We start from the raw sequence: 25,132 nt of genomic DNA, 5'->3' as shown, positions 1-25,132 counted from the left end.
ACACCCAGGGTTTAACATATGCTTATTGATCTTGATGCCCTTTTTGATTTGCATGAGCAATCCATCATCCGCTGGAAAGAGGAAGCGCTTCGCTTCACTCAACAGGACTTTTTTGCTCTGGTTGAAGAAAACCATGCCTTTAACTTCCAGTTATGGAATGCTGAAGACAGGGCTCGACGTGACGACCAGGGTTATCAGTATGTTTATGAGGCAAAACGAGAAATCGACGGTTTTAATCAGCAGAGAAATAACCGTATGGAAGCTATGGATGAGTGGTTGTATAACAAGTTATCGCCCAGCACCTCAGCCAGCTGCCCTGTTCATTCTGAAACACCCGGTATGATCATTGATCGTTTATCCATTCTGGCTCTTAAAACCTATCACATGGATTTACAAACAAAGCGCGAGGATGCCAGTGAAGCTCATCGTCAATTATGCCAGCGAAAACTGGATACTCTTCACCTTCAACAGCAACAGTTGCAGCAATGTTTACGAGAATTCATTGAGGAAATCAGAGCAGGAAGCCGGACATTCCGAGTGTATCATCAGTTCAAAATGTATAATGATCCTACATTAAACCCATGCTTGTATCAGAAGAAATGATCGATGTACCCGCAGCATAAGTGAGTCTTGAGCTATCAGTCGGTTTGGAGTTATCAGATCGGCTAAATATTCCACGAGATCTGGGTGAATTCAGCGCTTTTATAGAAACAGCATCATCTTGTGAAGGTCTGCTTAGGGATATATCAGATTCTGGGTGACTTGAGAGGGAAAACATGGACGTTGAACGACGGTGAAAATTATTACGGGAGTCAGGATGTCGTTCAACAGGCCGTCCTGATCCCTGTTTCGATGTGGGACTGGGCTGCTCCTTCTGATTTTTCACCTCAGCTTCATCATAAGTTTTGTCTTCTTCGTAGTCATCGAAAGGCGGATAATCCTGGCCTTTACCAGCCATATTCTGCATTTCAATATCCTGGCCGTCCTTTTTGGACACAGCATCAATGGCATCACGTCCAAATCCACGCGCCAAAGCCCTTCCGCCCAAAATCAGCGAATGCACGACAGAACTCACTACCCCCAGCCCAACCATCAGCGGCGTGTCATGATAATGCCCATTTTTATCGACATCCTGTAATGGATTAAGGATAAAATCGGTCGCTTTGAGTCCTTTATTGGGGTTGGCCGCGCGCACTACTTCAAACCACTCCTGAAAGGGCTGTTGCGGCGAAGGATCAAGTAAAAGTCCCTCTGCCAGAACCGCTGCCACTTCCTCCTGGGCACTCATTTTTTCAGGATCCTGTAAATCCGTACAGTTTTTCAGAAAATCGGAGAGGCGGGAGTACGGATCTCTTTTTTCCGGCGTTTGTTGAATACGGTGCTTGTAATTGGCATACATTGTATAACCTACAAACCCGATCAACAGAGCCAGACCAGAAGATACAAAGGCAATTACTAACAGCGGTGGAAATGGAACAGAGGCTAAGGTCAGAAACGTGGCAGCAGAGAATACCATACTCGCCACCGCACCGTAAGCTGCTAAACCATTTTTTAAACCCGCCAGAAACGCTGAGGAATCTGAAAGTAAAACCAAATCCTGCAGGCGCTGACGCCGCTCGGCAAATCCTTTCAATATTTCATAGATTTCAGAGGTTAAAGCATCGTGCTGCTCTTTAAACTCTTTGTAATTATGCTTTTCCCGGGGCTGCGTGTATTCATCGAGGTGTTGCTTTTCATCAACCGATAAAGGCTCAAACTCGCTATCTCCAAGAGCCCGTTTGGCAAGAGAACCCAGATAAGCTGAACTTCTTTTAGAGATTTCCAGCGTCAAGGGCTCTAACTCAGCAAACTTCTGGGTCAGAATATCGCGATATTCCTGGGTGTATAGCGCCAGTTCAATTTTAGCCTGTGTAATCACCAGCTTACGCTGATAATCATACTCTTCATACAGGCGAGTGGCGACGCAGGTCACACAGTAAATAAGGCTGAACGCCGTCATGATGGCAAAAGCAGGTATAGACAGCGGGCATAAACTCATTACCCCCAGATAAAGGTAAAGGCTATCGATGATTCCGCCATAGGTAGCTGCCATGAGGGCCATCACTCGCACACGAGTAGTCTGTCTTCTGACCGCCGCACGAAACTCTTCAATCTCATTAGCAGCCAGGTCTTTTCTATCCTGAATCATATCCAGATATTTGGCATTCAGACGCATTGACTCTTTGCGTATGCTGAGCATGTGCCGATACCAGATGCGGTTGAGCGCTGCCAATATTCCAAAACTAAGTCCCATTGGCAAAATCAGAAAGTTAAATGCCTTGCTATTGTCAAGAACATTTGCAATTTGCAGAAGACTTCGTATTCCCTTATACGCATTTTTTAATGCTTTCATCACATCGCGCAGGTAGGGCCAACAGGTGGCTACAGCACTCTTAAACCAGTTTTTATCTTTCTCATCGAAATAATTACCCATGACCGACAGGGCAATAAGACTGATGGATTCGGTAATTGCAATGGAGATTCCAACTGGTGTTAGCAGCCAGTCGTGCAGGGCATCGGCAGAGTTTCGAGAAGAGTTTGTAAGAAGTAAATCCCAAAACAGTTTCAGATTACTAATGGAGAGATTGAAGGCATCGGTAACGGAATAGGCAATGTAAATATCGCCGTCATCATGGAGCTTTTTGGCAAGCAGCCTTGCTTGCGCGTCTAACCTGCCAGGTATTGCCAGCATGAAGGCGAGTGCTTGCGACAACCCTTTTTTATACATTTCTTCTGCATCGGGTTTTAACTCTTCTTCAACTTTTTTAAAGCTTTCAGACTTCGACTTCATGCTCGTCAGGCAACGGCTAAGATGCTGCGCATTCTACCGAATTACAGGATAGATGGCAAGAAAATTTTCACATTGATTTCAAAAGATACAAAAAGGCAGGACAGTCGACAATTTTATCACATTATTTTTTTTTTACAACCTATTAAACTAATCAATTTGTTCGTTTTTTGATTATTTGATAAAAAAAACCGGTTAAAACTCCATGGCCGGACTATATTCGGTTAATTATTAAAAAGTCAATAAAAACAGTATATTATATACATCACTGCTCCCGCAACGAGGCCTGCTGCCGGAATGGTCAGCAGCCAGGCAAGAAAGATTCGCCGTATGATTGACCAGCGTGTTCCTGACGCTCCCTGGGCTTCAACCAGCCCAACTCCCGCAATTGCCCCTGTGACTGTATGCGTGGTTGACACCGGAATTCCATATTCTGTAGCTACGAAAATGGTTATGGCTGCTCCTGTTTCAGCGGCGCTGCCTTTGAGAGTATTCAATTTGGTTATTTTATTCCCCATAGTGTGCACAATTCGCCATCCACCGGCGAGAGTTCCCAGGCTTATCACCAAATGGCAGGAGATAACTACCCAGAATGGTATATAGAACTGATCACCCAACCAGGACGCTGAGAAAAGCAGGACTGCAATTATGCCCATGGTTTTTTGCGCGTCATTGCCGCCATGGGTCAGACTGAGAAATGCCGAAGATGCAAGCTGCAACAGTTTAAAAGTCCGCCGTATCTGTCTTGGATGAGAGTTACCAGCGGCAATTTTATAAACACCTGTAAATAGGAAGCCAAGCAACATTCCAAGAACGGGAGAAATGAAAATACCGGCGATCACTTTAAGAAAGCCCATTGGGATAAGTGCTGTAAATCCGGCTTTGACGACCGCGGCTCCCGCTAATCCTCCGACCAGAGCATGAGAGGAACTGGAAGGTAAACCATAATACCAGGTCAGCAAATTCCATGAGATAGCACCGATCAAGGCAGCGAAGATTAATGGCGCGCTCACAATTGATGTGTCAATTAAGCCGCTGCCAATGGTTTTGGCAACCATTAAATTAAAAACCAGAAAAGCGATAAAATTGAAAAAAGCGGCCCATAATACGGCTTGGCGAGGGGTTAATACACCAGTGGTCACAATGGTGGCGATTGAATTGGCGGCATCATGAAAACCATTAATAAAATCAAAAACAAAGGCAATCATGATAACCAGAATGATGAACCAGGCAGAATCCATAATTGTCATTTCCAGTTATGCGTTAATCTGACCTTTTGGCCAGGCTTTATACAGCTAAACTAATACACAATATTTCAAGATCTGTTTGAAAATCCGAAACTCTGGGTTAATCATTTTCTTTGAGAAGAGGTTTAATGCGCACTTTGGCAATCCTCGCACCCTGCATCTGTTCAATCCTGGCAATAAAATCATTAAATTCAATGCTTTCACCTTCGGTCGGCACTGATCCCAACTGATGCAAAATTAAACCGGCAATGGTTGCCGCTTCTTCCTCCTGCTCTTCAGACAAACTAAGCTCCCGATGCAAGGCACGCTCAATGGTATAAAGCGGGCAATCGCCTTTTACTGTAAGTGATCCGTCTTTATGTTCAACCCAGGCATCCTGCGTTTTATGAAACTCGTCTTTAATTACCCCCAGAACCAAATGCAGTAGATTATCCAGGGTGATAAAGCCAATTATTCCTCCCTGACGACTGACAATCAGAGCAAAATGCGGCATTCCTTCCTGAAAGCGCCTCAGTAAAACCAGTGCAGGCATGCGATAAGACACTTTAGGAATCGGCCTTACCAATTCCTGAAGATTCAAAAGACCACCCTTTTCTGTTCTATGCAGCAAGGGTTGTATGTCTTTGACATGCAGAAGACCAATGATTTTCTTTGTTTTCTGATCAAAGACGGGATAGCGGCTGTAGCGATAACGGTTCAAAATGTCTATCAGGCTATCCTTTTCAACAGGATTGGGCAATTTAATCATGTCATTGGAGGACTGCATGACGTCATCCGCACGAAGATCCGCAAGCTCTAAAGTTTGCGCCAGAATATTGCTTTCCTGCGGACTCAGCTCGCCATGCTGCTGACTGGATTGCAGGATTAACTTGATTTCCTCACTGGAATGGGATTGTTCGCCGGGATGTATCACATCAAGCCCTAGCAATTTCAGAAAAAAATTGGATGAGTAATTGAGCATCCAGATAATAGGAAACATCAGCCAGTAAAAATAATAGAGAGGAGCAGCAGTCCATAGTGAGATTTGCTCGCTTTGCCGAATCGCTAAGGACTTGGGCATCAGCTCTCCGACAACAATGTGTAAAAAGGAGAGCAGCGAAAAGGCAAAGACAAAGCTGATAAATTCAACGAGGGCCTGACTTTGAATACCCATTTGATGCAGCAGCGGCGAAATCAGCTCGGAAAAGGCTGGTTCTCCAATCCATCCAAGACCAAGAGAGGCCAGGGTAATACCTAGCTGACAGGCGGAGAGGTAGGCGTCAAGCTGACTATGCACTCTGGCGAGGATCCGGCCGCGCCAGGGATATTCCTCCGCGATAATTGCCGCACGAGTCGTGCGCAAACGGACCATGCCAAATTCTGCCGCCACAAAAAACGCATTGAGCAGAACCAGGAGAAAAGCTGCGACAATTAATAAAATAGTCATGGTTAGATATAATAGGCGGTTTTAGTCATTATTTTAGAGACTACAGACATCATCTTTTTTATAGGCAAGGGCAGATCCATTGCTCCCGCTTCAATCGCTTCATGGGCATGATTACTTTCGTCCTGTTCCATTTCCTCGATAATTGCACGTGATTTGTGATCCTCAGCAGGAAGATTTTTTAAATGATTTTTAAGATGTGTGGAGACCTGGTTTTCTGTTTCGGCCAGAAATCCCAGACTCACCTTATCGCCAGCCAGACCAGCCACCGCTCCCAGAACGAGTGAGCCGGCATACCAGACAGGGTTTAAAATACTGGGTTCACTGCCCAGTTCTCTCAAACGCTGCTCACACCAGGCAAGGTGATCCACCTCTTCACTGGCAGCCTGGGTCATTTTTTCCCGGACGTGATCCAGGTTAGCGGTGAGCGCCTGCCCCTGATATAAGGCCTGCGCACATACTTCCCCAGCATGATTCACGCGCATCAGGCCGGCAACATGCTTCCTTTCCTGCATGCTTAAATGCGGCTCCTTAAGCCCCTGTGCCGGGGATACCCTCGCCGTTTCCCGTTTTTCCGGTGGCAAAAGGCTGCGAATTGCCGTATCAATTTGAGCAAGGCATTGATCAAGCAAGTTAAATTCTCGCATTATCTCATCCAGTTAAACAGTTCAATTATTATTATGTTAGCCTGTTTATCGTTTGAATACGAGTCCAGGAAATCAGTGGGCCAGGATGAGCAAAAGCGAGGGGGATTATTCTGCACTAAACTATATAAAACCATTTTAAACAGAATAGAGCGATGAAGAACGATTCGTTTAAGAAGCTGAATGATAGAAAGGGTAATTACTCCGATGAGGACATTGATGCGCTATTCAGGCAAACCAATGACCTGCAGGATAAGGAGCTTGCTAAAAAAGAGAAGCAACGCGAAAAATATGATCCTTTTAATGAGGATGAGTTTGAAAGCTTTGATCCAAATGAAAGCTAGTCGATTTTACTAGTGAATCTAATTTGACTATTATTAAAGTGAAGGGCATTGAAAGATGCCGTTAACTTAAGATAGGGAGATCTCTATGTTAGGATGGGCACTTATTTTTCTGGTGATTGCAATTATCGCAGGCGCCTTTGGCTTTGGGGGAATTGCATCCACAGCAACCAGTATCGCTAAAATTCTGTTTTTCCTGTTCCTGGTTGTGTTCGTTGTTTTACTTATTTTGAACTTGTTTGGCGGCGGAACGCCACCTCCAGTTTAATCCTTGCAATGGTAAAAAAGACACCTTCGGGTGTCTTTTTTATTCAGGCATTAAATAACATTTGCAATTGAGCCGTTAACTGTCCGTATCCTGCTTCAATATTAATATAATTTTCCTTTCCCAGAAAGTAAGACAGAGAACCATCATCCTGGGCCGTGTCTGATTGTAATGCGACGTTGAATGCCAGACGTTTCAACCTATAAAATTCTTCTTGCCGGGTCACAAAGAAAAAATTACGGAAATTGGAATTGCGTAAATAATTCAGCGCCTTGGCATCCGGTGCCAGAGGATGCTTCGGAAAATACTCCTGGATGGAATAGCCCTGGTTGTTGTGCACCGCAATGACTTTTCCGGGAGGAATCAACTCAAGAATGGCTTTGGCAAATCGTCTGACTTCGCGATGCGCAGACGGTGAATAGTTACCATACTGCGTTAAGGTTTTTTTGATGCCCGCATCAGTAAATATCCGATTGGGGTCAAATTCATAGCGCTGCTTTTTGAGGTAGAAGACAATGTTCCGTTTTCCAGAATGATGTAAGGTAATTAATGTGCCGCCGTTAGAATCCACATAAAGCTTGGCAGCCTGTAGAGCGGTATTCTCATTTTCATGCAAATGCACCAGAGTTTTTCCCTGGCCGGCCTGGCGAATGATCTGGATTTTAGCATCGCCTAAATTGAAAGGGTGAATTTCAGTATGAAAAATTCCTGTAAACAGAAAATAGAGATAGCTGAAATAAATCATGTTGGGTCCATTAATTTTCCAATGGGCAAATTTTATACTTTTCTCGAGAAAAAAGCACCTGCTGAATTTATAAATATTCAATTGAAAATGATTATCATTCGTGTATGATATCTGGCTTCTAGCTTAAATGGATTTAAGATGAAATTAGCCGGTTTTTGTCTCATGGCCCTGGGCGGCTTTGCATTTGCTTTTTCACCGCGCTGTGATGTTCACACCTGGCATGACATCCGTAGTACCGACGGCAGTTGGAAAATAACGATGAGAATGATCAGCCAGACAGGTTTACTGGTTGACGAATCCTGTCAGCCAGTAAATGAATTTAAGATTTCACCCACGCAGGGATTGCGATATGGATTCGGTTTTTCTAATAATGCCAGTTTCGATATTGCCTACACGATTACCGCCATCAGGGAAGCACCGGGATTTGAATCCCAGGCCTGCGTTTTTGTAGTCACTGCCAATGGACCAGCACAACCAGACATTAATGCACTGGCGTATCATGGCGCAAATTGCGCCTGGAAAGTAGTTCCAGGCATTGGAGAAGACTTTACGGTCGGTTAAACTGGTTATTTATGGTCACAGCCTATTCAAGGATTTTAATGCCTGGCCATTCGTTTTAATTAAGCAGGAGAGAATATGTCTCTACTGAGATCTGCATTTGCTGGTTTAGGAACCGCATCCGGAGTGGCCTGGCCTTTTTTAGGGCTTTCCGTAGCCATCTTTGGACTGGCTGCAGGCAGCGGTGCCGCTGTTAGCCTCGGAGTTTTAAGCGGCGGCCTTTTTGCTCTGGTATCGATACCGGTCCTTTACTGGACCTATCAACATTTTCAGAAAAAAGAGAACAAATTATCCGACAAATTCAAGCGCTACTCAGAAGAGTATCTCAATCAATTTTATCTGCTGATCAATCAGGCTCAACTGGCCTATCAGAAGCAATGCGAGGCGAATAGTGGCTTCAATCAGAACTTCTATCAGTTCCTCAGAAACTGGCTTAATGAGATGGAATTAAATTCCTCTCAGGACTTCTCCCTGAATTTGCAATTCCTTGCTTGCCTGAAACAAAATAAACAGCAATGGCTGCATGTCCTGACCTTGCAGGGTGATGCGCGTAAATCGGCTTTAAGGAAGCCATTATATGAGTTTTTACTGCTTAGCTTTCATTCCGAACATGCAAAAGGGGCAACTGCTGATCAAAAAAGGGAAATCGCATTTATCGTGTTTGCGGGGGCCTTTGGTTCGGTAGCAGGATTTAGTTCAGGATTTTCAAGTTTATTGAGCAGTATGGGTTTATTTGCCGGACTTGGCAGTTTCCCTGTTCTATGCCTTGGGATATTGGTTTTAGCCATTGGTCTTGCGCTGTTTGCTGCCAGTCAGGCCGTTGAGCTGAGCGATCAGCACTCCAAAAAGAAATGGCTCTATAAAAGTCTTAAAGCATCCAGACAGCATTTGGAGACACTGCAAAATGAGCCGGTTTTTTCTGCAGAACAATTCAAATCAGAGATCAGTACAAAAGATACTGATCATTATCCTCCCTTGATACATAATACGGCAAGCAAGCCTGGCTCATCCGCTACTTGCTGCGAGTCTCTCGGTTTTAACTCAGGACAAGGCCTGGGATAATTGACTGTACGTTTTGGAACTGTTCATTATGCAAAAATCAAAAAAAATTAACTGCCCTATCTGCGGCAAAACGAATACCTGGAAGCCGGAAAACAGCTTTCGCCCCTTTTGCTCGGAGCGCTGCAAATTAATTGACTTGGGCGAATGGGCGTTTGAAACCCGCAGAATCCCCGGCGCTTCAGTTTCTCCGCAGTCAACTGATGATGGCGAGGATGATTTTTCTAAACAATAGAATGTCGGGCGAAGCGCCCGACCTACGCTGTTTTCTCTCTTTTGGCCTAGATTGAGGCGGCAATTGCCTTGCTGATATCTGGCATTATATTCTCAGAGCCTATCAAATCATTCACTCCCGCTTTTTCCAGTTTGTATGTTACCCGGGTATTCGCTCCGGAGAGAATGACTTTCACGCCGCGGCGCTTGAGATTGCCAATCGCTTCTTTTAAGGTTTGCAAACCAGTGATATCAATAAATGGCACCCAGCGCAAATGAATGATCAGCACTTTGGGGTCGGTATGTGTGGCAGCCAGCGCATGTTCGAAATTTTCAACTGCGGCAAAAAAGAAGGGGCCTTCGACGGTATAAACCTGAGTACCCGCTGGCAGTTTTTCAATGCCATTTTCTTTTAATTCCTGCTGGATATCTTTTTCATCCGCCTCACGTACTTCGACACTGGAGGCCATACGGCGAACAAAATGCAACACCGCCAGAATCACCCCTATATTCACCGCAATCACTAAATCAGCGAAAATGGTCAGTGCAAACGTCACCAGGAGGATGACAATATCCGCGCGCGGAGCCTGCTTAAGCATTTTGATGAAATGGCGCGCTTCACTCATGTTCCAGGAAACGACAAATAGAATGGCCGCCAGAACTGCCAGAGGCACATTAACCGCCAGCGGCGCCAGCACCAGAATAATCAGCACCAGCATCAGCGCGTGAACTATTCCGGATAAAGGACTATTTCCACCATTACGAATGTTGGTCGCTGTTCTGGCGATAGCTCCGGTGGCAGCAAAACCGCCCAGAAACGGCGCGACAATATTGGCCACCCCTTGCCCTATCAGCTCCTGATTGGAATTATGTTTTGTACCTGCCATTCCGTCTGCTACCACAGCAGACAAAAGTGACTCAATCGCACCTAGCATGGCAATGGTAAACGCCGGACCAATCAGTTCAATAATTCTTGCTGTTGTGATCGGAGGAAAATTAAGTGAAGGCAAGCCTTGCGGAATCCCGCCAAACGCCTTACCAATCGTGTTAACGCCTTCAAATTGAAAGATGGCTTGCAAAGCAGTGGCAATAATCAATGCGATTAATGGAGCAGGGATGCGCTTTAAAAAGGATATACGCGGTGCGATGATAAGCACTGCCAGAGAAAAAAGGGCAAGCAAGGTAGTTGTCAGATGAAATTGCGGCAAGGCTTGAATTAATTGCCAAAGCTTCTGATGAAAATGTTCACCCGAAATCGCCGGTAAACCAAAAAAGTCCTTCCATTGTCCAACCCAGATAATAACAGCTATCCCCGCTGTAAACCCGACGATTACAGGATCAGGGATAAATTTGATGATGACTCCCAAACGGGCAAGTCCTAAAAAGAACAGCATAAAGCCCGCCATGATGGTAGCAATCTGAAGACCATCAATGCCGTATTTAGCGGTGATACCAGAAAGAATAACGATAAAAGCACCAGTTGGTCCGGCGATTTGTAAACGGCTGCCGCCAAATACAGAAACGAGAAACCCGGCAACAATCGCCGTGTAAATACCCTGCTCTGGCTTCGCCCCGGACGCGATAGCAAATGCCATGGCTAAAGGCAAGGCCACAACCCCAACAATAGAGCCTGAAACAATATTGGATAACCAGAATTTACGGTTTAATAATCCGGCACGATACGCTTCAAGAATGGCAATCATGAATTACTCACTGAAACAAAATTGTCCAGAATTATAACCTATTGCAGAGAATCAGAACAGCCCCCACCCTCCCTGCAATCTCACTGCCGTTAAGTTAAGGAAATGATGTCCTTCCCGCGAAGGCGGGAATCCATTCCTCAATTGGCATTATAGCCAGCTCAGAGATGGATCCACGCCTTCGCGGGGAAGACAGTTTAATATACAACTGAGCTAAACTTGGCAGTGCCTGCAAATCTTCAGGCAGGAATGGATACTTGGGAAGCTCTCTTGCTTTTCCAGTCACTGTAGAGAGCGATGGATAAACTACAAAAGGCAAGATAGCTGACTGCATAGAGCAATGAGGCCATAGCTGGAGAGGCCCATCCAAAAACCAGTTGCGTCAGATAATTCTTGAAATTAAGCATCTGGCCTTCTCTTTCAATATGAATCATAAATTGCAGTTTGAGGAAGATGATATGAAATACGTACAAACTTAAAGCATTCGCTCCCCAAAATTTAAAGAGGCCGCATGCGTTCTGTTTTTTCTTCAGATCAATCAGCCAATAGCAAAAGCTAAACGCTAAAATAGCCAGGCCGCCAGACCACAAGACAAAAGAGCTTGACCACAGGCTTTTGTTTACAGGAAACCAATGCCCCCAGCACCAGCCAGAAACACAAAGCGACAATCCCAATATAAGCAGTATGCCAAGTCGATTTTTTTCTCGAGCTCCGAGAAGAATATGAGCGCTTAAATTACCAAGCAAGGCCGTGCTGATGGCAGGAAATGTCGATAAAATTCCTTCAGGATCATAAAGCGGTTGATATAAATGCGCCGTCGGAATAAGCAGCCTGTCCACATAAGCCGCCAGATTGGATTCCTGAGTCAAACTGCCAACTACTGCTCCCGGCACGGGAAAATAGGCCATGAAAAGCCAATAAGCTATTAAAATCATCACGGCAAGCGCCACTTGAAACCGTATACTGGTTGAAAGTTCTAATACCGCTGCAAAGAAATAACAGATGGCGATGCGCTGTAATACGCCTGGAATTCTTAGCGTTTCCAAGGAAAAATGAGGGATTGCGTTGAGCAATAGTCCACATAGAAACAGCATGATACTGCGTTTTAAAATCTTTGAAATCAGCTGCCCGGTCTGCAATCGTGCTCGACTGGATTGAACTGAGAAGACAGCTGAAACACCCACCATAAAAATGAAAAAAGGAAAGACAAGATCTGCCAGACTGCAACCATTCCAATGAGAATGAGCCAGAAATCCATAACTTTGCGGATTTCCTGGGCTATTGACAAGAATCATTAACGCCACAGTTATTCCGCGAAATACATCAAGGGACAACAGTCGGGGAGGAGTCTGATTAGCGGAAATGAAGGCAGTCAATTTATTCCTTGGGCAGCATGCTTTGTTTAAATTTGACTATATGTTCATAGGCTTCGTCAATGCGTGATTCCTTAATTTCTCCCGATTTGACTTTGGCTTCAATAATATCGATAACCTGCCTGGGATCCTGTGCCTTGTCGGTAATTTGATTACCAAAAATGAACATATCAACACCCGCATTAATAGCCAGCGGCAATGAATCTTCCAATCGGTAATGCTCACTGACCGCTTTCATTTGCATGTCATCAGTAATGATTACCCCATTAAAATGCAGATTTTGTCTTAGAAGACCGGTTAATATTTTATACGACAAAGTGGCCGGTAGACCTGACTCATCCAGTTGTCTATTGACAATATGGGCGGTCATAATCATACCGCAGGCGGAATTGCTGTTGATTAAATCGCGATAGGGGTTCAGCTCATAGGAATGCCAGGATTGGGTCACATCAACAAATCCCAGATGCGAATCCGCTGTTGAACTGCCATGCCCGGGAAAATGCTTGTAGGCACATTGAACGTTTTCTTTTAAAAAACGACTGGCCATAATATCCGCATAATAACTCACCTGTTCCGGATCGGCGGAGAAACTTCGATTCAGTAAGCCGATAATCGGATTTTGGGGATTCACATTGACATCGAGAATAGGCGCAAAATCAAGATTAAAGCCAGCTTCTTTAAGGGTAGTTGCCATTGTCTGGGCCGCTTGCCCTGCCTCAGCCTGACTCATTTTTCCGACATCCACTGCAGACCAGGTTTTAGGAAAACCATAATCCTGCTTCAGGCGATCCACAGCTCCCCCCTCGTAATCCACAGAAATAATCAGGGGTAATTGAGGGCGCTGGGCTTTCTCATTGGCTAAACGGGTCAACTCCTGCAGATCTTCATTGAGTTTCTTAACCTGAGCGGGACTTTCGATATTTTTATCAAATGACAGGGTTTTGTAGTTATAATCAAACAGTATTACACCGCCCAGATTGTATTGCTCTATGTCTTTTATAATCGCGGCATTGGAATCTACATTTTTACCCTCAAAGCCGACAATCAGCATTTGCCCTATTTTTTCGCGCAGGGAAATTTCCCTGGCAAAAACAGGAGCATTGAACAATGCGACCGACAAAGCGAGAATGGACAGTTTGAATCTCACACTTAACTCCTAGTCAAGAAATGACAAAATTGCCGTCAAATTATATCAATAGACACAAATAAACACAAACTCATTGAGTTTACCCTGTCTCACGCCTTTTTCTGCTCAGCGATATAAAAAAACAGTAGATATTACTCATACACCAGAATGAGCAGAACTTAATCACATGATAATATATTATACTTATAGAGCACAAACCAACCACTGTTTACTATGCCAGGAAAAAAAGCTCCCAAAGGAAAGTCTCCGCGAGAGGTCGTTATTGCGCCACCAGCTCAGTTATCTGAAGCTGAATTAACCAGATTTCGCCAATTGAATGATCATCAGCAAGCATTGGTGGGACAATTATCTCAATTCAGCAGTAAAAAATTTGAAATCGCGCCTCAGCTTATGGAAGGAGTCGAGCTCTTAAACGAGCTGGAGAAATTTCTGGAGATAATTCCCAGATTTGAGCGAGGCATGGCAAGGATTGAATCGAATCAGTTGACCACTGAAGATCAGGAAAGTCTGATTCGCTTACTTGAAGCAGAGCAAAAAAAATTGCTGGATGAAAAATCCGGTATGGAGCAGCAATTACGGGAGATATCGGATGATGCTCTAAAGGGCTCAATCAGGACTACAATCAACGATATGGCAGAAAAAATCAGATTTCTGCAAACCGTTATTGTTTCTGTTAAAAAAAACCACACCACCGCACTGCAGCGAACGCAAATCTCACTTCTGATACTTCCGGAGCGAATTAATCAATTACAGAAAACTTTAGAAAATATTCAGCCATCTTTTGCCCATTTACAGTCTCTGGAAAAGACTCCTCTGACATCGATAATTACTGCAGCCAGTGAACTGTATGCGAATGCCAAAGCGGAACTGAATAATCAGCGAAGAGATCTCGGCGCACCACAGGCCGGACCTGCCAATCAGAATTCTCGTAAAATCGACTCCTGGTCGGCTGAGATAGAAAAACTAATGCAGGAATTTTTAGCCGTACGCGATGCAATGCCCGCTGCAGAAAACCCCCAGACCAACCTAATCAAGCTGTTCAATCTCAAGTGGCAGCTGCAGCTTAAGCATTTTGAAATTCGTCAGGGCATTAAATTAATGGCTGACGAACTGGAGATCAATAAAAAAGATACTGAAATTAATGAGAAGCAGCAGCAAATTCCTGGAAAAATAGATCGATTAAGGCAAATCCTGGCTGCTATCCAGACCAACCAGATTTCACTTCCACAATTTAAAGAACTGGAACGCCAAATACGCATGGCTTTAGAAGAAAATGAAAAAACAGCCACTACTGCTCCTCTGAGCAAGGCTGAACTGCAATGGGACAATCGAAGCGAACTGGCGCCTGTTTTACTTGGACAGCGCGACACGCGCCTTAAGGGTCTGAATGAACAAAACCAGCGTCTCGATGAACTATTAAACAACCTCAGTCAAACATTGGAAGCTGAGAAACAACGACTGCAGCCCCTTCAGGAGCAGTTGATTTTAGCCTCCAGGAAGCAGGCTCTTCTTGTTCAGCTAGGGCTCACCCAAGAGCGTAAAAATTTATTCCGCAGTTTTAATCTGTTATTAAACAGCGATATCAGGACTCTGCCGGCGGATAACTTTGGCAATACGATGCATAACCTGTTAAGCCTCTTTCGTTGGGAAGATCCGGAATTTAAAGTAGAAAAACTCATTAATCAGATTAACTCGGAAACTGCAGCAGCAAAACAAACATTTAACAGCAATTGCCCTGATTTAAATATTGGACCTAATTCATTCCAATTCAATGGCAAAAACTATGAGCCGGCCACTATCATTTCACTTCTGATAGCAAACCGCAGTTTCCTGAATAACCTGCCTTCATTCAAAACTGCCAATGACGATTTGAAGAGCCTTATTAATAAAGGAAATGAAACAGAGCTATTACATTATCTCGAAAAACAGCTGCATGATTATCTGATTGCCTATACAAAGCTATCAACGGCATTTGCCGAGGGAGCGAATGAGCAGACCAATTATTCTCAAGCCTTAATGCAACTGAATGAGAACAGGCCTGTGTTGGACAGTATACTCGAGCTGGGAGGGCAAGCCGCCGATCATGAACGTATCATTAAGCAGCGTGAACAAAAGGCCCTTGAGGAAGTCGCCGCCGCTGAGAAAGCCGAGGAGGAGAAGCAATTGCAGAAATTGCAAACGGAGGCAGCTATTAATGACACGGTGGATATCCTGAGCGCACAATTGAAAGTTCAGTTAAACAAAAATCTGCTACTCACTCAACAGGTCGAAGAGATTATTTACAAACTTACAAAAGAGGCACAACGCATCAGCGAAAAAGACCCAGCCGACCCAAGAATCATCGTGCTTCGAAATATTAGTCAGCAGGTTTTTGCTCCCTTTCAGGATAAACTTAAAGACCTAAAGGAGCGAATTCAGCTATCGAGTACTCAACTGATCGCAGCTACTATGGAAAATACAAAAGAAGAACTATTTAATTATGTTCAGGAAACTAATCAGCTCGGTGCCTCAATACCCAGTCAGGTGTTCCAGCAGCTAAACGATCGGGAGCTCGAAAAGCTGTCTGCTGTCAAACAAAATGCCTTTCTGCGATTGATTGACTGGCTTATTCGGCCCTTGTTTTCCAAACGTTCCGACAGTATATTTGCCACGACACTTGAAAAAAATCTGAGTAGTTTTAGAGAAAAGTTTGTATCACAAAATAAAACCGACCCGACTACCGAAGACGAGATCAAGAGTATTCAGATTCCCCAGCGGAATTGATTGTTTAATGCGGACCCAACGTCTTTTGAATTAATTGCGCCTGTTTTACATTTTCGATAAAATCCTGCTTGGAGGATTCAAGATAATTTTTGATGGCGGGATGAGTAGCAATGGGTTTAAAATCCTGCTCAAAAAGCGTTAAGGCCTTGCTGGAATTACGAATCTCAAATTCGAGATATAAGTTATCCAATTGGCTGTTTTCCGCTTCGGAAAGTTCTTTCAACTCCTGATTTTTTACACTGCGCAATTTCAATGCCGTGGCTGCATCAATAGTTGAAATGCCTGTCGTTTTGCTTAAATGATAGATTTCCTTTAAATGATGCCGGGCTTGCTGCTCAAGTTTTAAGGCAAATTGCTGTATCACAGCATTGTTTGATCTTTTATAAACATAGCGTGCCAGCGCCGACTGATTTTCATTGATCACCAGCAAGTTAGCCAGCACCGCCCCATCTTGTTGCTGGGGTAAAGGGCCCAGGGTTGAATTATTCTGATTTACGGCAGCAATTTGCAAAAGCCCCAGCAAAAGCAGGCAGATAATACCCATTTTTGTTTTCATATTCAGGCATCAGGAACATCGGCTTAATTTAATTATAGCGATTAACAAATCGATTTTATAATTTTACTGTATTTGGCATTTACTGGATTATAACTTTCACGCTCTTCAAAAAGACTATCCCTATCAATTCTTATGTCCTTCATCAGGGCCAATTTAAAATTTCGCCATTCCGGCAAATGGCCTGATTTACTGCCATTACTTACCTGATAGGCATGCAGTTGCTTACTGCCATTTAAAATCCCGTAATGATGAGGTTCAACCCGGCGAGCATGTCCATCATAGGAAAAAAGCAGATGGCATTTTTTCATGATCGCCGCGGCAATGGTCGTCTCTACAGAAGGCATAAGTCAGCCTATTGCGCTTTTACTGGCGTTTTAACCGTTTCAAGTACCTTGATATTATCGACAAAACACTTGGTCTCACCGCTCCAGGGCAGTACAAATTGATCACAGTGATATTTCAATACCACATGCCGATTATTTTCCATAGCGGAAATGGCCTGATTAACCAGGTCAGATTTAAATTGCCCCAAAGTGAAGTGAAACTCTCTGCCTGTCGCCCCACTGGCATTATCCAGCCCTCCGCGAATCAGTTCACCCTCCCAGGTTCCCCAATAACGGCCTTCTTTCGCCACCTTTACGATAATGCCCGATTTCTGGCCTGATTGAACCGTCCAGCATCCTGTCAGCAGAGGGGTTGTTGCCAGAAGTATTCCGAACAACAGTTTTTTACTCATTCTTTTCTCCAGAACAGTTTTAGAGGTATATCTGCTAAGTATAGAGAATTTCTAGAATTTTCCGATAGTTTTTTTATGTGCGGCAGTTATTCTTAAAATTATCTTTCTGTTCTTAGTTAAAGGGGATTTACATGCCGGTCAACTTGCTATTGAATAAAGTCCCTAGAATCCAAACAGGCTATTCTTATGTCAGATAATAGAACCGTGGTAATTATGAGAGTATTCTTATCGAGGCCGGTATTGATCCACTCCAATACGCAGTGAATAAAAACGCAATCCCGGTAAAGGATATTTTTCTTCCGGGAGTAGACTATAATTGCCTGAAAGAAATACTCTCATAATGCATCAGGCTTTTTGCCATCTTACCCGAAAGCTATGATTGAGCCAGCGTAATTCCGCCTCGCTTCCCGCTGATATTGAAGTCACCCCTGCCGGCGTACCGGTATAAATTATGTCCCCCGCTTTGAGCGGGAAAAATTGACTGATGTAAGCGATCACATCGGCTGGCTTCATCATCATTTGGGATCCTCTGGCCGATTGTCTGACAACTCCGTCGATAAGCAGTTGAAATTCCGCCTCCAGATAATCAGGGAATTGGTGACGGGGAATCCACGGGCCAAGAACTGCCGCATCTTTAAACACTTTGGCAGTAGTCCAGGGATGCCCCTGTTTTTTGAGTAGGGTCTGACGTGCTCTTAAGGTCATATCCAGCCCAAGCGTCACATCTGAAATCGCATTTGAAGCCTCTTCAACACTCATCTGATACCCATCGCGGGCAATGCGCAAGGCAATTTCACATTCAGGCTGAACAGCTGAATCTTCAGGAAAATACAAATCAGCTTCCTTATCCCAATCATTGAGCTGCCTGAGCACGCTGGCAGGCTTCAAAAATAACACCGGCTTTTCCGGTACCGCATCGCCAAGCTCCAGAGCATGCTCGAGATAATTCTTTCCCACACACACAATTTTATCGATAGACATTGTTCGTACCTTCTATTCAGCCTTTCAGGAGTTTAGCTTAAACCCGTTTAGAGGCAAATACTGACACAGGATTCGATGTAGGAATCGGGTCTTACCAGAATAACCTGATTTTTGTAAGGTGAATTATCTGTCCAGTAACTGTCATCTTGATTAGTTGAATAAATCTGAATGCAATTAACCTCTTCCTGTAAATCCTGGCTGATGACCTGATTACCAAAAACAAGCAGGTTGAATTTTCGATAATCCAGAAGCGAATAGATTCTAGTTCTGGTTTCTCCCTTAAAGACCTCGAAATCAAAAAGCCTCGTACCGCAAAGTACAGCTTCTCCATAACGGATTCCCATGCCGGTTATGTTCCCTGCCCGCTTTTCTATTATTTTTACGTAATCCTGAGCATGGCTCCCTTCTTTCGCATATTTGGTAGAACGGACCAGCTCGGCGGAGGTTTCAAGCACTGAGTGCGCCACGGGTTTGCGCTCTTCCTCATAGGTTTGCAATAGACTGGCAGGTGCGCTTCCCTTGATTACCCGGTTTAACTTCCACATCAGATTGAAGGCATCCCCAAGGCCGGTGTTAAGACCTTGCCCACCATTCACCGAATGGATATGGCATGAATCGCCGGCAAGAAAAATACGCTCCTGTACAAAGAATTTTTCGGCAACCGATTCTTTAACTGAAAATTGCGAGAACCAGACAATTTCTTTAAATTTCAGGCTATGGGGTTTAATGGCCCGATTAATTTTGTCGATTGCATCCTCAAGGCTAAACTCTTTGGTATCCATTCTGATGTAAAATCGGTCGATAGGTTCTTCCCTGGGGATCCAGGCGACATCGGAAGTTTCTGCTTGAAACACAATAATCTCCGGAACTTTGGGGAAGTCGGTTTCAATAATCCCATCGATTACCGCCCAAATCAGTTGCGGACGAATAATATCAAAGGCTATGTCAAAATGATTACGGACAAAGGAGCGCGAACCATCGGCACCGATTACATAACGTGACTGGACCTGTTCACCATTTGAGAGTGTAGTCAGACAGGTTTCATTATTGAGCTCAATATGCTCAATTTTCAAGTTTCGTTTAACCGGAGCGCCTAAGGCTTTTAATTTATGATCTAAAAGATTTTCCAGATACGACTGTCCAAGCATCAGAAAATGTTTATGAAAGCAGCCCTCCAGAGACTCCCACCATGAGGACTGGCGAGAAATGAATTCGCCATTCGCCCAGACTGAACTGGTATTGCAGGTTTTTCCAAGCGGATACAATTCCTTGAATAAACCCGCCACTTCAAGGAGCTGAAGGCTGCGTGCATTGAGCGCGTCCGCCCGGCCGCGATCCAGAGGGCCGCTGGACTTATCCGCAATTATCGTTTTAAGACCGGAAATCTGGCCAAGATAAGCACACAGAAGCCCTACAGGGCCTGCCCCCACAATTAAAACATCCGTGGCGGTTTTACTCATTGATGGGATTCCAAATGAGGATTATCAAAAGGCGGATCACTTAAAACATGTACCCGCTGCAAATGCCTTGGCGACCTGGAAACAAATCCCTCGCGCCCGTGTAAAAGTGAAAAATTATCGGCAATCACTATATCATTGCTCTGCCAATCATGAGCATAAAAAGTGTCCGGCGCATACAGGGCGGCTTTTAAGCTGCGATGAAATAGCTCTGACTCGTCAGAATCAAGCCCGATAAAATCAAGATCAGGAGGGTTCACAAAGCGCCCTTGGTCTTCTGAGCATGGCTCGTTGTAGCGAATAACAGAATAATCCTTATAAGGATGTTTATTGATAATCGGAGATACGGTTTTACTGTTATAAAACTCCATTGTTCTTTTATAAACTCCGGTCACTTTATTCCATAAGTTTATGGATTCAGCTGATGCGTTTTTTAAAGCTAACACGGTGTTTGAAAAAGTGGTTCGGCCTCCCTGACCAGCCAGAGGCGCTTTAACGCAATGAAAAATTTGAAATTCGGGCACTTGCGGTCGATACATTCCATCCCAGTGCAGGGGCACATAACTGTGGTCAAATATATGATCTTCAGGCTTCTCCTGCTCGATTAATTCGAGCACTTTTCCAAAAGGCCAGACGCTGATCTCCCCCCAGCTTTCACAATAGTCTGAAAAGTCTGCTGAATTCTTAAACGTATCAAAGCCTCTTAACAAAACCAGCTGCTCCTCGCCGCACAATTGACGCAGCGTCCCAATGTCGAGATGGTTTACGCTGGCATTTGGGTAATCTGGTGTGAGACAAAGCCCAAAAGGCTTAAGCCTGGTGATCTTAAAATTCATGGATTATCTCCATACTCTCGTTCAGTAGATAATGACTGGGACGTCCATCATCGGAATGAATTAATGTGGCCCCCAAACTCTCGGCTTGCGAGCGCTTAAGCAAAATATATCCCTTGGCGGTTCCAACCGCTACACCATGCCAGGGAGTCATCCAGCGTTCGTTTGCAATTAAACGGATCCCGAGTTTTTCTGACCCGCAGACTTGCGGATGGATGGATAGCCTTATTGACTCTGGAAAACGCTCTGCAATCAACTCACTCCAGGCATTGCTTCTTCTGATAACCTCGTAAGCTTTATCGCGTGCTTCTTTTTGTATCGCCGAACGGCTTTTCATTTGTCCAGTATAGAGAGAGTCTTCAAATAAAAAACGAGTAATGCCGCAATACATTCGGTTAGCCTCCTGGTCATTGGCGTTGGCGAATGGCTTTGAGCCATTGCGTATTTTTTGTTTTATATTGCTCAGGGAATTTCCATAACGACTCATTAATCGATCACGCATTTCCTGAAAACTCAGCGACTCATAACAATGGTCGAGATTAAACGTTGACAGATCGCAAAGCGACATATCAGCTATTAACTTATCCAGTTCATGCTGGTAAGCGCTAACATGGGTTTCTTTCATGCCCACCACATCACTGAATACTCTTCCATCAGAACAGAGCAGAATGCGAATGCCCGGGTAATAATATTTTTTTACTTGCTGACAAAGAGTCCCCAGAAAAGCCAGGGAAAGCCGTTCCGCATGATCTGGCAGAGGGCTTAATACTTTTTCGAGATTGGGTGATTTTCCAGGAAAAGCCGGTAATACAAAAAATACGGGTTCGCTTCGTTTAACGGCAGACAGAATTTTAGGTAAATGGATTGAAACACAGCACGAACAGCCCACGCCCCTGCATGATTGACCTGATTTAGATACACGCCGAAACGTCATGATATCTGCCAGAATCTTTATCGCGGTTTCTTTCGCTTCCGAATGGCTGGACGCAAAATTTCTAATGGCAGGTTTCTGAGTTAATATGGGAAGCATTGCTGTATTTTTCCTTTTTTCTCCTGAGTTAAAAAAATACAGGCTTTCAAAGAATAAATAAAATAACTATTTAGTATGATTGTGATAAGGATTTCTTATGTCATTAGGTTTGGATGATATCAAGTATTTCATAACGGTTTGTGAAACACTCAACATTACCAGAGCATCGGAAATCATTGGCATATCTCAACCGGCCTTAAGTTATGCAATTAAGCGCCTGGAAAATGAACTGGGTGGAGAGCTGATTATTCGCCTTAAAAATGGCATTCAGCTCAGCAAACTGGGCGAGGAATTCGTATTACGTTCGCGCCGTCTTCTCCATGAGTGGGAGCAGGCGCAAAACCTGGCTAAATCTGAATCTGGCCTTATTCAGGGACGCTATACTATTGCCATGCACCCTTCTGTCGCGCTTTATACCATTGGTTTTTTTATGCCCGCAATTCAGAGCGAATTTCCAAAGCTTAATTTTAATTTTATTCATGGCCTGTCGAGAGAGATGACCGAGAAGGTGATTAGCTGGGAAGCTGATTTAGGAGTGGTCGTCAATCCTATAAAACATCCAGATTTGGTAATAAACCATTTATGCAATGATGAAGTTACTATCTTTTTTGCAGAGAATGCCGCCAATAAACTCATTTATGATCAGAATCTTGCACAGTCTCAATATATCCTGAAAAAAATTGGCAAAAGTGATTGTTTTGACGGAACACTTAATTCAGCGAACCTTGAAGTAGTCGCCAAACTCACCTCTCTGGGTCTTGGTTATGGGCTTTTGCCAGCAAGACTTGCTTCACAATATCCTCATCTAAGAAAATTAACGGATGCGCCAGTTTTTAAAGATGAAATCTGCTTGATCTATCGCCCGGAGAAACATAAAAATCCGGTGAGCCGGAGTATTATAGATACCATTAAATCAACGGTGAGCCGCTGTTGTAACAGTTGGCTGGATAAGCAATCTGAATAATTAAACTTCCTGCGTCGTATCCATATCTTCTATATATTCAGGAAGAAACCCACCTGCCTGCATATGCCACATCCTGGCATAATGTCCTTTGAGTCTGATTAATTCCTCATGGGTTCCATCTTCAATAATCTGTCCATTATCAAATACCAGAATCCGGTCCATTTCTGAAAGAGTGGATAGACGATGGGCGATGACGATAGTCGTCTTTCCATGCATTAAATGATGTAATGCTTCCTGAATGTATTTCTCAGTTACAGAGTCTAATGCTGAGGTAGCTTCATCCAGAATAAGGATAGGAGCGTTTTTTAGTATGGCCCTTGCAATAGCAATTCGCTGCCGCTGGCCGCCGGATAATTTTATACCCCGCTCCCCCACCATTGACTGATATCCCTCGTTGAGTTGACTGATAAACTCATGGCAATGGGCTTTTTTAGAGGCTTCGATAACCTCCTCATCACTCGCATTGGCGCAACTATAGCGAATATTCTCTATTAATGTGCGATGAAATAAGGAGATATCCTGCGGAATTAAAGCAATGTTTTCACGCAAGGATTCCTGCATCACTTCATTAATATTTTGATGGTCAATGGTTATTGAGCCAGACTCCACTTCAAACAGTCTTAAAATGAGATTGACGAAGGTACTTTTGCCGCTGCCTGAAAAACCGACAAGCCCTACTTTTTCACCCGCATGAATAACTACATTTTTATTTTGAAATAATTTCGCTCCATCACTATAATGAAAGCTGACGTCTTTAAACTGAATTTCTCCTCGAGTGACTACTAAGGGCTTTGCATCCGGCTTATCAACAATGTCGTGAGCCGCGTTAATAATGGAAAGCGCTTGCCGGCATTTTCCGACTTGCTCAGAAAATGAAACGAACTGACTGGCAATAAACCACAGGTTCCAAAGGATGCTGATTGAAAGAGTAATAATAAAACTAAAATCGCCCACCGTAACCAGGTTCTGGCTATACATTCTTCCAAGCATCCAAAGGTTAATGCCTAGCAGAGCTATAATGCTCACATCCCACCATATACGCATATGAATAATTTTGCCTAGCATGTTCCTGTCTTGCTGCACTGTATAGGCAACTGAATCACCAACGTAACTGTTCTCGTAGCGGTGTTTGGCAAATAAGCGAATATTGACGATATTGCTGATACTATCAACCATCTTGCCTACCAGAGAGCTTCGTGCTTCAGCAAACAGATGGGAAAGGTGTTGAACCGGCTTTAAAAATAAAAAACTGATAGTAAGAAATACGGCGACCCAGGCGACTAAAATAAAGGCAAAAACAGGATGAATTAATAATAAGGCCACTATTGCAATAGTTAAGCCCAACACCTGTGCATAAATATCGTCGATGATGTTGAAAATATCTACGATGCCGCCCTGCATGTCGACAATTTTATTAATCAGGCTTCCTGCAAAATTGTTTTGAAAGTAATGATGAGAATGCTGATTTAAGTAGGCAAACATCTTTAACATCGCATCCTGCCTTAAGCTCGGAAATAATCTGAGCTTTGCCCAATCCAATAGCCGCATATCCACACATAAAATTATCCATAATCCGATGTATAGAAAAATATAAGGCTGAATAGCAATAAAAGCAGAAACCCTGTCGCCTTCAAAACCCGCTATTTTGTCGATAATGAGCTTAAGAACATAAGGCTGGAGAGTATTAGTGAATGCCCAGAAAAGCGCTGTAAACGCAATAATAATCAGATAGGCTTTATAAGGCTTTACGATGTTAAAAATAAATTGCGTTAGTGACTGATGTGTAATATTCATGCTTTTATCCCTCCCAAACGCTTTTCAGTTAATCTGAATTATAAAACAGAATTTAATCTTAAAAATTATTATTCAATCGTTCTAATAGGGATTTGATTTGATGTTTTTCTTCTTCTTTAAAGTCGCTTAAAGCAAACTGGTTCAGTTCGCATGCACATTGTTCGATAATGCGCTGACAATTTCGTCCCTTTTCAGTTAATTGGATTTCAATCGCTCGTCTGTCTGTGGCACTTCGAGTTCTTTTAATTAAGCCATCACGCTCCATGCGATCCAGCGTTCTGACCGCTGTGGGTTGCTCAATACCGATTTGCTTATGCATTTCCGATTGAGTCAAGCCGTCTTGCTGGTAAAGAGCCATCAGAAAATAGGTATACGCGTCAGTAAGACCGTATGGCTTTAATAGCTCATTGGCCTTTTTAACTAATAAGCGGCTCGCTTTTTTGATTAGAGTGGAGGGATACATTTTTTTCTCAATT

General features: G+C 43.7%; 25 protein-coding genes. 8 read left to right on the top strand and 17 right to left on the bottom strand.

Annotation, left to right across the window (positions count from 1 at the left end):
• Window positions 1–18: 18 nt before the first annotated feature.
• Window positions 19–603 carry a DUF4254 domain-containing protein gene (locus E1O89_RS07325; protein ID WP_133139594.1) on the top strand — a complete coding sequence of 195 codons (585 nt, stop codon included), beginning with the start codon at window positions 19–21 and terminating at the stop codon, window positions 601–603.
• Here E1O89_RS07325 and E1O89_RS07320 read toward each other — a convergent pair.
• The 4 genes from E1O89_RS07320 to coq7 all read right to left on the bottom strand — a co-directional run bounded on the left by E1O89_RS07320 (window position 569) and on the right by coq7 (window position 6,144).
• Window positions 569–2,830: a hypothetical protein gene (locus E1O89_RS07320; protein WP_133139593.1), complete on the bottom strand. Its 2,262-nt coding sequence runs from the start codon at window positions 2,828–2,830 to the stop codon at window positions 569–571. The two genes, E1O89_RS07325 and E1O89_RS07320, sit on opposite strands and share 35 nt — an antisense overlap.
• 236 nt (window positions 2,831–3,066) lie before the next feature.
• The gene (locus tag E1O89_RS07315; protein ID WP_133139592.1) at window positions 3,067–4,068 is read right to left on the bottom strand and encodes an inorganic phosphate transporter; all 1,002 of its coding nucleotides are present in this window, start codon (window positions 4,066–4,068) and stop codon (window positions 3,067–3,069) included.
• Window positions 4,069–4,174: 106 nt separating this feature from the next.
• Window positions 4,175–5,500: a hemolysin family protein gene (locus E1O89_RS07310; RefSeq protein ID WP_133139591.1), complete on the bottom strand. Its 1,326-nt coding sequence runs from the start codon at window positions 5,498–5,500 to the stop codon at window positions 4,175–4,177.
• Between the two features lie 2 nt (window positions 5,501–5,502).
• The gene (gene coq7 / locus E1O89_RS07305) at window positions 5,503–6,144 is read right to left on the bottom strand and encodes a 2-polyprenyl-3-methyl-6-methoxy-1,4-benzoquinone monooxygenase (protein ID WP_133139590.1); all 642 of its coding nucleotides are present in this window, start codon (window positions 6,142–6,144) and stop codon (window positions 5,503–5,505) included.
• Between the two features lie 152 nt (window positions 6,145–6,296).
• Between coq7 and E1O89_RS07300 the strand changes: the two genes are divergently transcribed.
• Both E1O89_RS07300 and E1O89_RS07295 read left to right on the top strand, forming a co-directional pair.
• Entirely contained in the window at window positions 6,297–6,485 is a 189-nt protein-coding gene (locus E1O89_RS07300) for a hypothetical protein (protein WP_133139589.1), read from the top strand.
• Between the two features lie 85 nt (window positions 6,486–6,570).
• Window positions 6,571–6,750 (top strand): DUF1328 domain-containing protein, encoded by a 180-nt coding sequence (locus E1O89_RS07295; protein ID WP_058506793.1) that lies wholly within the window; start codon window positions 6,571–6,573, stop codon window positions 6,748–6,750.
• A 43-nt stretch (window positions 6,751–6,793) separates the two neighbouring features.
• On the opposite strand, the gene E1O89_RS07290 is transcribed toward E1O89_RS07295, so the two are convergent.
• Window positions 6,794–7,492 (bottom strand): protein tyrosine phosphatase, encoded by a 699-nt coding sequence (locus tag E1O89_RS07290; protein WP_165483095.1) that lies wholly within the window; start codon window positions 7,490–7,492, stop codon window positions 6,794–6,796.
• A 138-nt stretch (window positions 7,493–7,630) separates the two neighbouring features.
• On the opposite strand from E1O89_RS07290, the gene E1O89_RS07285 reads away from it, so the two are divergent.
• The 3 genes from E1O89_RS07285 to yacG all read left to right on the top strand — a co-directional run bounded on the left by E1O89_RS07285 (window position 7,631) and on the right by yacG (window position 9,344).
• Window positions 7,631–8,053, top strand: a complete 423-nt coding sequence (locus E1O89_RS07285; protein ID WP_262337452.1) for a hypothetical protein — start codon at window positions 7,631–7,633, stop codon at window positions 8,051–8,053.
• 75 nt (window positions 8,054–8,128) lie between these two features.
• Window positions 8,129–9,112: a hypothetical protein gene (locus E1O89_RS07280; RefSeq protein WP_133139588.1), complete on the top strand. Its 984-nt coding sequence runs from the start codon at window positions 8,129–8,131 to the stop codon at window positions 9,110–9,112.
• 28 nt (window positions 9,113–9,140) lie between these two features.
• The gene (gene yacG, locus E1O89_RS07275; RefSeq protein ID WP_133139587.1) at window positions 9,141–9,344 is read left to right on the top strand and encodes a DNA gyrase inhibitor YacG; all 204 of its coding nucleotides are present in this window, start codon (window positions 9,141–9,143) and stop codon (window positions 9,342–9,344) included.
• A gap of 46 nt (window positions 9,345–9,390) precedes the next feature.
• Here yacG and E1O89_RS07270 read toward each other — a convergent pair whose 3' ends face one another.
• The 3 genes from E1O89_RS07270 to E1O89_RS07260 all read right to left on the bottom strand — a co-directional run bounded on the left by E1O89_RS07270 (window position 9,391) and on the right by E1O89_RS07260 (window position 13,542).
• Window positions 9,391–11,025, bottom strand: a complete 1,635-nt coding sequence (locus E1O89_RS07270; protein ID WP_133139586.1) for a SulP family inorganic anion transporter — start codon at window positions 11,023–11,025, stop codon at window positions 9,391–9,393.
• Between the two features lie 236 nt (window positions 11,026–11,261).
• Complete coding sequence (locus tag E1O89_RS07265) at window positions 11,262–12,398, bottom strand: acyltransferase family protein (RefSeq protein ID WP_133139585.1); 1,137 nt, start codon at window positions 12,396–12,398, stop codon at window positions 11,262–11,264.
• Window position 12,399: 1 nt separating this feature from the next.
• Window positions 12,400–13,542, bottom strand: coding sequence for a glycoside hydrolase family 3 protein (locus E1O89_RS07260; RefSeq protein ID WP_133139584.1), 1,143 nt, complete (start codon window positions 13,540–13,542; stop codon window positions 12,400–12,402).
• Window positions 13,543–13,755: 213 nt separating this feature from the next.
• On the opposite strand from E1O89_RS07260, the gene E1O89_RS07255 reads away from it, so the two are divergent.
• Window positions 13,756–16,305: a hypothetical protein gene (locus E1O89_RS07255; RefSeq protein WP_133139583.1), complete on the top strand. Its 2,550-nt coding sequence runs from the start codon at window positions 13,756–13,758 to the stop codon at window positions 16,303–16,305.
• Between the two features lie 4 nt (window positions 16,306–16,309).
• Here the strand turns inward: E1O89_RS07255 and E1O89_RS07250 are convergent, their stop codons facing one another.
• The 7 genes from E1O89_RS07250 to E1O89_RS07220 all read right to left on the bottom strand — a co-directional run bounded on the left by E1O89_RS07250 (window position 16,310) and on the right by E1O89_RS07220 (window position 21,898).
• Entirely contained in the window at window positions 16,310–16,861 is a 552-nt protein-coding gene (locus tag E1O89_RS07250; protein ID WP_133139582.1) for a DUF4142 domain-containing protein, read from the bottom strand.
• 41 nt (window positions 16,862–16,902) lie between these two features.
• Entirely contained in the window at window positions 16,903–17,205 is a 303-nt protein-coding gene (locus E1O89_RS07245) for a hypothetical protein (protein ID WP_133139581.1), read from the bottom strand.
• Window positions 17,206–17,213: 8 nt separating this feature from the next.
• Complete coding sequence (locus E1O89_RS07240) at window positions 17,214–17,597, bottom strand: hypothetical protein (RefSeq protein ID WP_133139580.1); 384 nt, start codon at window positions 17,595–17,597, stop codon at window positions 17,214–17,216.
• A gap of 345 nt (window positions 17,598–17,942) precedes the next feature.
• Complete coding sequence (locus tag E1O89_RS07235; protein ID WP_133139579.1) at window positions 17,943–18,578, bottom strand: fumarylacetoacetate hydrolase family protein; 636 nt, start codon at window positions 18,576–18,578, stop codon at window positions 17,943–17,945.
• A gap of 47 nt (window positions 18,579–18,625) precedes the next feature.
• Window positions 18,626–20,038, bottom strand: coding sequence for an FAD-binding protein (locus tag E1O89_RS07230; protein ID WP_133139578.1), 1,413 nt, complete (start codon window positions 20,036–20,038; stop codon window positions 18,626–18,628).
• Window positions 20,035–20,871, bottom strand: a complete 837-nt coding sequence (locus E1O89_RS07225; RefSeq protein WP_133139577.1) for a TauD/TfdA dioxygenase family protein — start codon at window positions 20,869–20,871, stop codon at window positions 20,035–20,037. Before E1O89_RS07225 ends, E1O89_RS07230 begins: the two co-directional genes overlap by 4 nt.
• The gene (locus tag E1O89_RS07220; RefSeq protein ID WP_133139576.1) at window positions 20,861–21,898 is read right to left on the bottom strand and encodes an L-tyrosine/L-tryptophan isonitrile synthase family protein; all 1,038 of its coding nucleotides are present in this window, start codon (window positions 21,896–21,898) and stop codon (window positions 20,861–20,863) included. Before E1O89_RS07220 ends, E1O89_RS07225 begins: the two co-directional genes overlap by 11 nt.
• A 97-nt stretch (window positions 21,899–21,995) precedes the next feature.
• Between E1O89_RS07220 and E1O89_RS07215 the strand changes: the two genes are divergently transcribed.
• Window positions 21,996–22,862 (top strand): LysR family transcriptional regulator, encoded by an 867-nt coding sequence (locus tag E1O89_RS07215; RefSeq protein ID WP_133139575.1) that lies wholly within the window; start codon window positions 21,996–21,998, stop codon window positions 22,860–22,862.
• On the opposite strand, the gene E1O89_RS07210 is transcribed toward E1O89_RS07215, so the two are convergent.
• Both E1O89_RS07210 and E1O89_RS07205 read right to left on the bottom strand, forming a co-directional pair.
• Window positions 22,863–24,656: an ABC transporter ATP-binding protein gene (locus E1O89_RS07210; protein WP_133139574.1), complete on the bottom strand. Its 1,794-nt coding sequence runs from the start codon at window positions 24,654–24,656 to the stop codon at window positions 22,863–22,865.
• A 58-nt stretch (window positions 24,657–24,714) separates the two neighbouring features.
• Entirely contained in the window at window positions 24,715–25,119 is a 405-nt protein-coding gene (locus E1O89_RS07205; RefSeq protein ID WP_133139573.1) for a MarR family winged helix-turn-helix transcriptional regulator, read from the bottom strand.
• Window positions 25,120–25,132: the final 13 nt, after the last annotated feature.

It is taken from the genome of Legionella genomosp. 1, from assembly GCF_900640215.1.
Classification (GTDB): domain Bacteria; phylum Pseudomonadota; class Gammaproteobacteria; order Legionellales; family Legionellaceae; genus Legionella_C; species Legionella_C quinlivanii_A.
The sequence above is the reverse complement of the archived record's forward strand: the minus strand, read 5'-3'. Positions and strand labels throughout refer to the sequence as shown.

What these genes read in the sequence shown, in the direction of transcription:
- E1O89_RS07285 (WP_262337452.1), top strand. Translation starts at nt 7,631, where the DNA reads ATGAAATTAGCCGGTTTTTGTCTCATGGCCCTGGGCGGCTTTGCATTT.
- yacG (WP_133139587.1), top strand. Translation starts at nt 9,141, where the DNA reads ATGCAAAAATCAAAAAAAATTAACTGCCCTATCTGCGGCAAAACGAAT.
- E1O89_RS07235 (WP_133139579.1), bottom strand. Translation starts at nt 18,578, where the DNA reads ATGTCTATCGATAAAATTGTGTGTGTGGGAAAGAATTATCTCGAGCAT.
- E1O89_RS07240 (WP_133139580.1), bottom strand. Translation starts at nt 17,597, where the DNA reads ATGAGTAAAAAACTGTTGTTCGGAATACTTCTGGCAACAACCCCTCTG.
- E1O89_RS07300 (WP_133139589.1), top strand. Translation starts at nt 6,297, where the DNA reads ATGAAGAACGATTCGTTTAAGAAGCTGAATGATAGAAAGGGTAATTAC.
- E1O89_RS07230 (WP_133139578.1), bottom strand. Translation starts at nt 20,038, where the DNA reads ATGAGTAAAACCGCCACGGATGTTTTAATTGTGGGGGCAGGCCCTGTA.
- E1O89_RS07255 (WP_133139583.1), top strand. Translation starts at nt 13,756, where the DNA reads ATGCCAGGAAAAAAAGCTCCCAAAGGAAAGTCTCCGCGAGAGGTCGTT.
- coq7 (WP_133139590.1), bottom strand. Translation starts at nt 6,144, where the DNA reads ATGCGAGAATTTAACTTGCTTGATCAATGCCTTGCTCAAATTGATACG.
- E1O89_RS07270 (WP_133139586.1), bottom strand. Translation starts at nt 11,025, where the DNA reads ATGATTGCCATTCTTGAAGCGTATCGTGCCGGATTATTAAACCGTAAA.
- E1O89_RS07205 (WP_133139573.1), bottom strand. Translation starts at nt 25,119, where the DNA reads ATGTATCCCTCCACTCTAATCAAAAAAGCGAGCCGCTTATTAGTTAAA.
- E1O89_RS07295 (WP_058506793.1), top strand. Translation starts at nt 6,571, where the DNA reads ATGTTAGGATGGGCACTTATTTTTCTGGTGATTGCAATTATCGCAGGC.
- E1O89_RS07215 (WP_133139575.1), top strand. Translation starts at nt 21,996, where the DNA reads ATGTCATTAGGTTTGGATGATATCAAGTATTTCATAACGGTTTGTGAA.
- E1O89_RS07280 (WP_133139588.1), top strand. Translation starts at nt 8,129, where the DNA reads ATGTCTCTACTGAGATCTGCATTTGCTGGTTTAGGAACCGCATCCGGA.
- E1O89_RS07315 (WP_133139592.1), bottom strand. Translation starts at nt 4,068, where the DNA reads ATGGATTCTGCCTGGTTCATCATTCTGGTTATCATGATTGCCTTTGTT.
- E1O89_RS07290 (WP_165483095.1), bottom strand. Translation starts at nt 7,492, where the DNA reads ATGATTTATTTCAGCTATCTCTATTTTCTGTTTACAGGAATTTTTCAT.
- E1O89_RS07320 (WP_133139593.1), bottom strand. Translation starts at nt 2,830, where the DNA reads ATGAAGTCGAAGTCTGAAAGCTTTAAAAAAGTTGAAGAAGAGTTAAAA.
- E1O89_RS07250 (WP_133139582.1), bottom strand. Translation starts at nt 16,861, where the DNA reads ATGAAAACAAAAATGGGTATTATCTGCCTGCTTTTGCTGGGGCTTTTG.
- E1O89_RS07220 (WP_133139576.1), bottom strand. Translation starts at nt 21,898, where the DNA reads ATGCTTCCCATATTAACTCAGAAACCTGCCATTAGAAATTTTGCGTCC.
- E1O89_RS07225 (WP_133139577.1), bottom strand. Translation starts at nt 20,871, where the DNA reads ATGAATTTTAAGATCACCAGGCTTAAGCCTTTTGGGCTTTGTCTCACA.
- E1O89_RS07325 (WP_133139594.1), top strand. Translation starts at nt 19, where the DNA reads ATGCTTATTGATCTTGATGCCCTTTTTGATTTGCATGAGCAATCCATC.
- E1O89_RS07245 (WP_133139581.1), bottom strand. Translation starts at nt 17,205, where the DNA reads ATGCCTTCTGTAGAGACGACCATTGCCGCGGCGATCATGAAAAAATGC.
- E1O89_RS07310 (WP_133139591.1), bottom strand. Translation starts at nt 5,500, where the DNA reads ATGACTATTTTATTAATTGTCGCAGCTTTTCTCCTGGTTCTGCTCAAT.
- E1O89_RS07210 (WP_133139574.1), bottom strand. Translation starts at nt 24,656, where the DNA reads ATGAATATTACACATCAGTCACTAACGCAATTTATTTTTAACATCGTA.